The organism is Streptomyces sp. NPDC101151 (assembly GCF_044768335.1).
GTDB lineage: Bacteria > Actinomycetota > Actinomycetes > Streptomycetales > Streptomycetaceae > Streptomyces.
The window spans coordinates 92,336-102,136 of record NZ_JBIWPP010000030.1; the positions used below are offsets into that span (position 1 = coordinate 92,336).

Genomic DNA, 9,801 nt, shown 5'->3' on the forward strand with positions numbered 1-9,801 from the left:
CGTCCCACCGATCCGACAACTCCCCGTACACACCCGGAGTTCCCGCGGCGTTCACATCCGCTCCTGCCGCCCGTCAGTCCTCGCGCATCCACTGCCGCATGACCGCCAGCAGATGGTCCGGGTCGACCGGCTTCGTCACATAGTCGGAGGCGCCCGACTCGATCGCCTTCTCCCGGTCGCCCTTCATCGCCTTCGCGGTCAGCGCGATGATCGGCAACCCGGCGAACTGCGGCATCCTGCGGATCGCCGTGGTCGTCGCATACCCGTCCATCTCCGGCATCATGATGTCCATCAGCACGACCGCCACGTCGTCGTGCTGCTCCAGCACCTCGATGCCCTCACGGCCGTTCTCGGCGTACAGCACCGACAGCCCGTGCTGTTCCAGAACGCTGGTGAGCGCGAACACGTTGCGGATGTCGTCGTCGACGATCAGCACCTTCTCGCCGCCGAACCGCACCGGGCGGACCGGGTGCGGTGCGCTCTCCTGCTCGGCGATGGTCGTCCAGTGCTCGAACCGCTGCTCGGACGACGGCAGGCTCCGGCGGCGGCGCCTGAAGAGCGCGGCGGGACCGTTCTGCGTCTCCTGGTACGACTTCACCTCGGCCGGCGTCTCGATCTCCACGGCGGACAGCTCCGAGGACGAGGACAGAGCCTCGGAGGCGACCAGCTCGACCGCCTCCAGCGGGGCCACCGACTGCTGGTAGCCCTGCGGCGGGAGTTCGCTCGGGTGCATCGGCAGGTACAGCGTGAACGTGGAGCCGCGGCCCGGTTCGCTCTGCGCGTGGATCTCACCGCCGAGCAGCTGCGCGATCTCCCGCGAGATCGACAGGCCCAGGCCGGTGCCGCCGTACTTGCGGCTGGTCGTGCCGTCCGCCTGCTTGAACGCCTCGAAGATCACCCGCATCTTGCTGGCCGCGATGCCGATGCCGGTGTCGGTCACCGAGAACGCGATCAGGTCGGCATGCGGATCGGTGAGCGACCCGGCCTCCAGCAGCTGCTCCCGGATGATCTGCGGAACGTCCGCACCGGCAGGCCGGATCACCAGCTCCACGGAGCCCGAATCGGTGAACTTCACCGCGTTGGACAGCAGGTTCCGCAGCACCTGGAGCAGCCGCTGCTCGTCGGTGTGCAGGGTCGCCGGCAGCTCCGGCGAGACCCGCACGGACAGATCCAGGCCCTTCTCCGCGGTCAGCGGCCGGAAGGTGGCCTCCACGTAGTCCACGAGCTGCACGAGGGCGATACGCGTCGGGGAGACGTCCATCTTGCCCGCCTCGACCTTCGACAGGTCGAGGATGTCGTTGATCAGCTGGAGCAGGTCGGAACCCGCGCCGTGGATGGTCTCGGCGAACTCGACCTGCTTCGGGGAGAGGTTGCCCTCGGCGTTGTCGGCGAGCAACTTGGCCAGGATCAGCAGCGAGTTGAGCGGTGTACGCAGTTCGTGCGACATGTTGGCGAGGAACTCGCTCTTGTAGCGCATCGACACCGCGAGCTGCTCGGCACGCTCCTCCAGGACCTGCCGGGCCTCCTCGATCTCGGTGTTCTTCACCTCGATGTCCCGGTTCTGCCGGGCCAGCAGCTCGGCCTTCTCCTCCAGTTCGGCGTTGGAGGCCTGCAGCGCCTTCTGCCGGTTCTCCAACTCGGCCGACCGCTCGCGGAGCTGCTCGGTCAGCTCCTGCGACTGCTTCAGCAGCAGCTCGGTCTTGGTGTTGACCGAAATGGTGTTGACGCTCGTCGCGATCATCTCGGCGATCTGGTTCAGGAAATCCTTCTGGATCTGCGTGAACGGCGTGAAGGACGCCAGCTCGATCACTCCGAGCACCTTGCCCTCGAAGAGGACCGGCAGCACGATCACCTGCGCGGGCGGGGCCTCGCCGAGCCCGGAGGAGATCTTCAGATAGCCGCTCGGCGCGTTCTCCACCAGGATCGTGCGCTTCTCCTGGGCGGCCGTGCCGATCAGCCCCTCCCCCGGCCGGAACGATGTCGGCATGGAGCCCATCGAGTAGCCGTACGAGCCGAGCATCCGCAGCTCGTAGCGGTCCTCGGCGTCGCTACTGAGGTCCTGGTCCATGAGCGGCATCGTCACGAAGAAGGCGCCGTGCTGCGCGGAGACCACCGGGGTCAGCTCGCTCATGATGAGCGAGGCCACGTCCGCCAGGTCCCGGCGGCCCTGCATCAGCGCCGAGATACGGGCGAGGTTGCCCTTGAGCCAGTCCTGCTCCTTGTTGGCGATCGTGGTGTCACGCAGGTTGGCGATCATCTTGTTGATGTAGTCCTGCAGTTCCTGGATCTCGCCGGAAGCGTCGACGTCGATCTTCAGGTTCAGATCGCCACGGGTCACCGCGGTCGCCACGCGCGCGATGGCACGCACCTGCCGGGTCAGGTTCCCGGCCATCTCGTTCACCGACTCGGTGAGGTCCCGCCAGGTGCCGTCGACGTCACGCACGCGCGCCTGACCGCCGAGCTGCCCCTCGGTGCCCACCTCGCGGGCGACTCGGGTGACCTCCTCCGCGAAGCTGGACAGCTGATCGACCATCGTGTTGATCGTCGTCTTCAGTTCGAGGATCTCACCGCGCGCGTCGATGTCGATCTTCTTTGTCAGGTCACCCTTGGCGATGGCCGTGGTGACCATGGCGATATTGCGCACCTGACCGGTCAGGTTGGACGCCATCTGGTTCACGGACTCGGTGAGGTCCTTCCACGTACCCGCCACACCGGGTACGTGCGCCTGGCCGCCCAGAATGCCGTCCGTGCCCACCTCACGGGCCACCTTGGTGACCTGATCGGCGAACGAACTCAGCGTCTTCACCATGGTGTTGATGGTGTCGGCGAGCTGCGCCACCTCACCGCTCGCCTCGATGGTCACCTGACGCGTCAGGTCACCGTTGGCGACGGCCGCGGCCACCTGGGAGATGTTCCGCACCTGCATGGTCAGGTTGTTGGCCATCAGGTTGACGTTGTTGCTGAGGTCCTTCCAGATGCCCGTGACACCCGGAACGTTCGCCTGGCCGCCCAGCATGCCCTCGGTACCCACCTCACGGGCCACCCGGGTCACCTGCTCCGCGAAGCTCGACAGCTGGTCGACCATGGTGTTGACCGTCGTGACGAGCTCGAGAATCTCGCCCTTCGCGTCAACAGTGATCTTCTTGGACAGGTCGCCCTTGGCGACAGCGGTCGTGACCTCGGCGATGTTGCGCACCTGGATGGTCAGGTTGTTCGCCATGAAGTTCACGGACTGCGTGAGGTCCTTCCAGGTGCCGGAGACGCCCTGGACCTCAGCCTGGCCGCCCAGCATGCCCTCCGTGCCCACCTCACGGGCCACACGCGTGACCTCCTGGGCGAAGGACGACAGCTGGTCGACCATCGTGTTCAGAGTGTTCTTCAGCTCCAGGATCTCCCCGCGCGCATCCACGGTGATCTTCTGGGAGAGGTCACCACGGGCCACGGCGGTGGCCACCTGGGCGATGTTGCGCACCTGGGCGGTGAGGTTGCCGGCCATGCCGTTCACGGAGTCGGTGAGGTCGCGCCACACACCGGCCACGCCCGGCACCTGTGCCTGACCGCCGAGCCGGCCCTCCGTACCCACGTCACGGGCGACCCGGGTCACCTGATCGGCGAAGGCCGAGAGCTGGTCCACCATCGTGTTGATGGTGTTCTTCAGCTCCAGGATCTCCCCGCGCGCGTCCACGTCGATCTTCTGCGACAGGTCACCACGCGCCACGGCCGTCGTCACCTGGGCGATCTGCCGCACCTGCGAAGTGAGGTTTCCGGCCATGAAGTTGACGGAGTCCGTCAACTCCTTCCAGGTGCCCGAGACACCGTCCACCCGGGCCTGGCCGCCCAGCCGGCCCTCCGTACCCACGTCCCGGGCCATGCGGGTCACCTGGTCGGCGAAGCTCGACAGCTGGTCCACCATCGTGTTCACGGTGTTCTTCAGCTGGAGCATCTCGCCGGAGACGTCCACAGTGACCTTCTGCGACAGGTCGCCGTTGGCCACCGCCGTCGTCACCTGGGCGATATTGCGCACCTGTCCGGTCAGGTTGCGGAATGCGGTGTTGACGGAGTCCGTCAGGTCCTTCCAGGCACCGGCCGCGCCCGGCACCTGCGCCTGACCGCCCAGCTCACCCTCGACACCGATCTCGCGCGCGACCCGGGTCACCTCGGCACCGAACGCCGACAGCTGGTCGACCATGCCGTTGACGGTGTTCTTCAGCTCCAGCATCTCGCCGGCCACATCCACGGTGACCTTCTGCGACAGGTCACCGCTGGCCACCGCGGTCGTCACCGCGGCGATGTCCCGCACCTGCGTGGTCAGGTTGCGGAACACCGTGTTGACCGAGTCCGTCAGGTCCTTCCAGGTGCCCGCAGCGCCCGGCACGTTCGCCTGACCGCCCAGCTGGCCCTCCGCGCCGACCTCGTTGGCCACGCGCGTGACCTCGTCGGCGAAGATCCGCAGCGTCTCGGTCATCTGGTTGATCGTCTCGGCGAGCTGTGCGACCTCGCCACGCGCCGGAACCGTCACCTTCTGCGACAGGTCACCGTTCGCGACAGCGGTCGTGACCTGGGAGATCCCACGCACCTGTGCGGTCAGATTGCCCGCCATCGTGTTGACGGAGTCGGTCAGCTCCTTCCACACACCGGCCACCCCGGGCACCTGCGCCTGTCCACCCAGGATGCCCTCGGTGCCCACCTCGCGGGCGACCCGGGTCACCTCGGAGGAGAAGGAGGACAGCTGCTCCACCATCGTGTTGACGGTGTTCTTCAGCTCCAGCATCTCGCCGGCGACGTGAACGGTGACCTTGCGGGACAGATCACCCCGGGCGACCGCTGTCGTCACCAGGGCGATGTCCCGCACCTGGGCGGTCAGCCGGTTCGCCATCGTGTTGACGGACTCCGTCAGGTCCTTCCACGAACCGGACATACCGCGCACCCGGGCCTGGCCGCCGAGCTTGCCCTCGGTACCCACCTCACTGGCGACACGTGTGACCTCGTCGGTGAACGTCGACAGCTGGTCCACCAGATTGTTGACGGTACGGCCGACCTTCAGGAACTCGCCACGCAGCGGATGCCCGGTGCCGTCGGGCGCCTGGGTGCGCAGGTCCATGCGCGGCGAGAGATCGCCCTCGGCGACCCCCGTCAGGACCCGGCTGACCTCCGAGACGGGCCAGACGAGGTCGTCGACCAGCGCGTTGGAATTGTCGATGGCGGCCGCCCAGGAGCCCTCGCAGGCGCCTGCTTCCAGCCGTTCCGTGAGTTTTCCCTCACGTCCCACCACGCGCCGCACCCGGGACAGCTCACCGGTCAGATGCAGATTGCGGTCGGCCACCTCATTGAAAACCGCCGCAATCTCGGACATCACGCCGTCCCCGGACACCGTGAGCCGCTTGCGGAAGTTCCCGTCGCGCATCGACACGAGGGCCGCCAAGAGCCGGTTCAGGGCAGCCGTGTCCACGGGGGTGGTACCGCCGTTCCTGCCCAGGGACGGTCCGCCTTTCGCGCGCGTCTTCGTGCCCCGCGTCGCTGCGCCAGACTCCACTGTGTCCCTCCCGAAGGGGTAGACCGTTGCTGCCGTGCCGGGCCGCGTCGGTCCGGCCTGCCGGTCCCCCGGCTCACCGGATACTTCCGCGTACCCGCTACTGCTCGGTATTTCTGCCAGACGAGATCCGGCCACACCAGGGGCTGCTGCCCGCTGTACACGGAACACACGCAGCATGACCGGACCTACATCAGAAGCTTGCCCAGTGTTTCACCCCGGCCGAACCAGGCCATAACAGTTCGGCAGCTTCGCACATCGTCCGCACACCCTGGGGGCGTAAACACCGGCAACCGGCATCCGCTCGGACGGCGAAGGTAAGTAACCTTGCATGCGGCTGTCCAGCCGCACCGGTCCCGACCGGCCTGGGCGGTGGCACGAGAACGAGCGGGCATCGGAGGGGCGGCCGCAGACCATGACCACCGGACTGATCCCCGGGGGACCTCCCCCGGAGCAACGGCCGACGGGCGAGCGGATGCCGCAGCAGCGGCGCGAGCCGGTCGGCCATGCTGTCCTGCACGTCGACAACCGGCCGAGGAGTTCTGTGATCACCGCGCGCGCGGCCGCCAGCTTCGAGCCCGTCGGGCGGTCGGTCGCGACCGCCCGGTCCTTCGTCCGCGACACCCTCCAGGGGTGGGGCTTCGCCGACATCGTCGACGATGCGGTGGTCCTCACCAGCGAGTTGGTGACCAACGCGGTGGTGCACGCGGGCACCCACGCGGACGTGCTGTGCCTGCGCACCGAGGACGGCGTGCGCATCGAGGTCTCGGACCGCTATCCGGAGCGCGAGGTCCCCCTGCAGAGCTCGCCGGCCGCCATGGGCAGCCCCGACCGCGAGGGCGGCCGCGGCCTGCAGCTGTGCGCGGCCCTGGCCGCCCGCTGGGGGGTGGACTACACACCTACGCACAAGAACGTCTGGTTCCACCTGGACCTGCCCGAACGGCCGGTCGGCACCCGCGCCGCCGGGCCGTCCCTCCCCGCCGATCTTCTCCCGCTGGCCGACGGCCGGGTGCGGGTCGCGGTGCTCCAGATCGACCGGAAGGGCTCCATCAGCGCCTGGAACGAGGACGCGGAGGAACTGTTCGGCTACCCGGCGGGCGAGGTCATCGGCAAGCCCCTGACCGACCTCGCCGCCTGGCCGCACACCCCGGGCACCGGCACCGGTATCGCCGAGGCGCTCCAGCTCTCACGCTGGGAGGGCAGCTACGGCGTCCGCGGCGCCGACGGCCGGGTCGCCCCGGTCTACGCCTCCCACCTCAGGGTCCGCGACACGGGCGGCGAGCCCTCCACCGTGTGCCTCCTGGTGCGGGACCACGAGAGAGCCGTCCTGCAGACACCGCTGCGCGTCCCCTCCACCGACCAGTCGGCCTCCTCGGACGGCCAGAGCACCGACCCGTTCGAGGTGTTCATCGGCTCCCCCGCCCCGGACGACCTCGACGGCCTGCTGCAGCGCACCGTGGAGCGGGCCCGCGACATGCTCGACGGCGACTCCGCGTTCCTGCTCCTCGCGACCGACGACGAGACGGAGCTGGAGGTCCGCGCCTCCACCGGCCTGCCCTCCGCCCGCCAGCGCTTCGCCCGCGTCCCCGTGGAGGCGGGCCCCGGCCGCTACGGCTCCGCGCGCATGCCGGCCGTCCACGACGACCTCACGGCCGTACCGGGCGCCGTACCGCTGCTGTCCGGCACCGGCATGCGCTCGGTTGTAACCGTCCCGCTCAAGGTCGAGGGCCGCCTCACGGGCTCTCTCGGCGTGGCGGCCGAGGCACCCGGCCGGTACTCCAACGAGGAGGCCCTGCGCCTGCAGTTCGCCGCCGACCGCATCGCCCTGGCCGTCGAATCGGCCCGCCTCGGCGAGCTGGAGCGACTGCGCCGCGGTTCCCTGAGCTTCCTGGTCGAGGCCTCCGACCTGCTGGCCGGCACCCTGGACCGCGACCAGACCCTGGCTCTGATGGCCCAGATGACCGTCCCGACGCTGGCCACCTGGTGTGCCGTCTACACCATCGCCGACCAGGCCTCAGAGCCGTACCTGTCGTACGTGCTGCACGAGGACGAAGAACTCATCGACGGCATCAAGTCGTTGCTGTCGAAGGTCTCCCCGCCCGACCCGGTACCCACGCCCGGCGCCCGGGTGTGGACCGCTCCCGGCGAGGTCGCCCACCAGGCGGCCCTGCGCACCTCGATGCGCAGCCTCGGCCTGGCGGGCGGCCCCACCCACCAGGTCACCTCGGCCATCGGGCCGACGCTCGCGACGGCCTCCGCGGTCGGCGGCGAGACAGTCGTCCTGCCGCTCGTCGCCCGCAACCGCGTGATCGGCATGCTGGTCCTCGGCAAGCCCACCGACGAACACTTCCGCCAGGAAATCCTGGAACTGGCCGAAGACTTGTCCCGCCGGGCCGCCCTCGCCCTGGACAACGCCCGCCTCTACTCGGAGCGCACGGCCATCAGCCAGGCCCTCCAGCGCAGCCTGCTCCCGCCCGGCACACCGCACATCAATGGCGTCGAGGTCGAGGTCATCTACCGCGCGGCCGGCGAGGGCAACGAGGTCGGTGGCGACTTCTACGACCTCTTCCCCATCGGAAACGGCGCCTACGGCTTCGCCATCGGCGACGTCTGCGGAACCGGCCCGAACGCGGCGGCCGTGACGGGCCTGGCCCGGCACGCGCTGCGCCTGCTGGCCCGGGAGGGCCTGTCCGGCCCTGCGGTCCTGGAGCGCCTGAACTCCGCGATCCTCGACGAGGGCGACCGCAGCCGCTTCCTCACCCTGCTCTACGGCGAGTTGCGGCCGCAGGAGGACGGCAGCGCCGAGCTGAAGGTGGTCTGTGCCGGCCACCCGCTCCCGCTGCGCCTGCGCCAGGACGGCACGGTGGTGGCGGCGGCCGAACCCCAGCCGCTGCTCGGCGTCATCGAGGACCTGGAGCTGTACGAGGAGACCGTCACCCTCGACCCCGGTGACGTCCTCCTCTGCGTCACGGACGGCGTCACCGAGCGTCGCGAGGGCACCCGCATGCTGGGCGACGACGGCCTCACCGACGTCCTCACCACGTGTACGGGCCTCACGGCGGGCGCCGTCGCGGCACGCATCATGCGGGCCGTGGAGCGCTTCGCGTCCGACGCCCCGTCCGACGACATGGCAATTCTGGCCATGCGGGTCCCGGGACTTCAGCAGGACTGAGGTTCCCGGGCCCCGCCCGGGCTCACGGACACACGAAGAAGGCCCCGCCCGATAGGGCGAGGCCTTTTCTTCGGAGCCCCCAAACGGAATCGAACCGTTGACCTTCTCCTTACCATGGAGACGCTCTACCGACTGAGCTATAGGGGCCTGTCACTTTTGAGGTTTCCCTCGCGGCAACAGGAAGAGAGTACCTCGAAGAGGCCCGACTTCCCAAATTCGTTCGTGCCCGATCAGAAGGCGGGCTGGAGCAGTCCACCAAGGGCATTGCAGGCGGAGACGATCCGCTGCATCTCACGCTTCGTCAGCGAGGCGTCCACGGGCAGCGCGAGAGTCTCGTCCGCGGCCCGCTCGGTTTCCGGCAGCGCCACGCAGCGCCGGAATTCGGGCAGCCGGTGCACGGGCGTCTTCACGGGAACCCGGCACTCGACTCCCTTGGCACGCAGGGCCCGGGCGAAGGCATCGCGGTCCGGCCGGCCGTTGCCCGGCACCCGCACCACGTACTGCTGGTAGGTGTGCGCGTCCCCGCCGTCCGGCGTGCGTACGCCCTTCAGTTTGGCGTCGAGATAGGCGGCCCGCTCCCTGCGCTGCGCCATCTCGTCGTACGGCGCCTCGGACTCGCCCTGTTCGAGCACGAGCAGTCCGTGCCGCTGCCCGACCTCGTGCAACCGCGTGATGTCGGCGCGCCGCCCGAAGCGGTGGACGACAACGACGGCCACTGTACGCGGGGTTATGGCTGCCTCCACGGCGGACGCGTCGAGACAGTAGGTGACCGGATCTATGTCGGCGAACACCGGGAGCGCACCCGTCAGGGTGACGGCCTCGGCCAGTTCGACGTTTCCGAAGGCCGGTACGACGACCTCGTCACCGACTCCGACGCCGGCGGCCCTGAGCATTGCAGCAGTACCCATGTAAGGGATGCTGAGCGCGGAACGTGAACTTGAAGTTACGCATACCAAAAAAGGGTCGGACCCTGAACCGAAGTTCAGGGTCCGACCCTTTCAAGTTTTGTTCGGCGGCGTCCTACTCTCCCACAGGGTCCCCCCTGCAGTACCATCGGCGCTGTGAGGCTTAGCTTCCGGGTTCGGAATGTAACCGGGCG

3 protein-coding genes, 1 tRNA gene and 1 rRNA gene are annotated in these 9,801 nt (G+C 68.7%); 1 reads left to right on the top strand and 4 read right to left on the bottom strand.

Features of this window, described 5'->3' with window-relative positions:
- Window positions 1-73: 73 nt before the first annotated feature.
- Window positions 74-5,533, bottom strand: a complete 5,460-nt coding sequence (locus tag ACIRU3_RS36555) for a HAMP domain-containing protein (RefSeq protein ID WP_404065966.1) — start codon at window positions 5,531-5,533, stop codon at window positions 74-76.
- 412 nt (window positions 5,534-5,945) lie between these two features.
- Between ACIRU3_RS36555 and ACIRU3_RS36560 the strand changes: the two genes are divergently transcribed.
- Entirely contained in the window at window positions 5,946-8,702 is a 2,757-nt protein-coding gene (locus ACIRU3_RS36560) for a SpoIIE family protein phosphatase (protein ID WP_404065968.1), read from the top strand.
- A 74-nt stretch (window positions 8,703-8,776) separates the two neighbouring features.
- Here ACIRU3_RS36560 and ACIRU3_RS36565 read toward each other — a convergent pair.
- The 3 genes from ACIRU3_RS36565 to rrf all read right to left on the bottom strand — a co-directional run.
- Window positions 8,777-8,849: transfer RNA gene (locus ACIRU3_RS36565), tRNA-Thr, on the bottom strand.
- 83 nt (window positions 8,850-8,932) lie between these two features.
- Window positions 8,933-9,595 (bottom strand): DegT/DnrJ/EryC1/StrS family aminotransferase, encoded by a 663-nt coding sequence (locus ACIRU3_RS36570; protein ID WP_404065976.1) that lies wholly within the window; start codon window positions 9,593-9,595, stop codon window positions 8,933-8,935.
- 114 nt (window positions 9,596-9,709) lie between these two features.
- Window positions 9,710-9,801: ribosomal RNA gene (gene rrf, locus ACIRU3_RS36575) — 5S ribosomal RNA — on the bottom strand; the annotation flags it as partial.

What these genes read in the sequence shown, in the direction of transcription:
- ACIRU3_RS36560 (WP_404065968.1), top strand. Translation starts at nt 5,946, where the DNA reads ATGACCACCGGACTGATCCCCGGGGGACCTCCCCCGGAGCAACGGCCG.
- ACIRU3_RS36570 (WP_404065976.1), bottom strand. Translation starts at nt 9,595, where the DNA reads ATGCTCAGGGCCGCCGGCGTCGGAGTCGGTGACGAGGTCGTCGTACCG.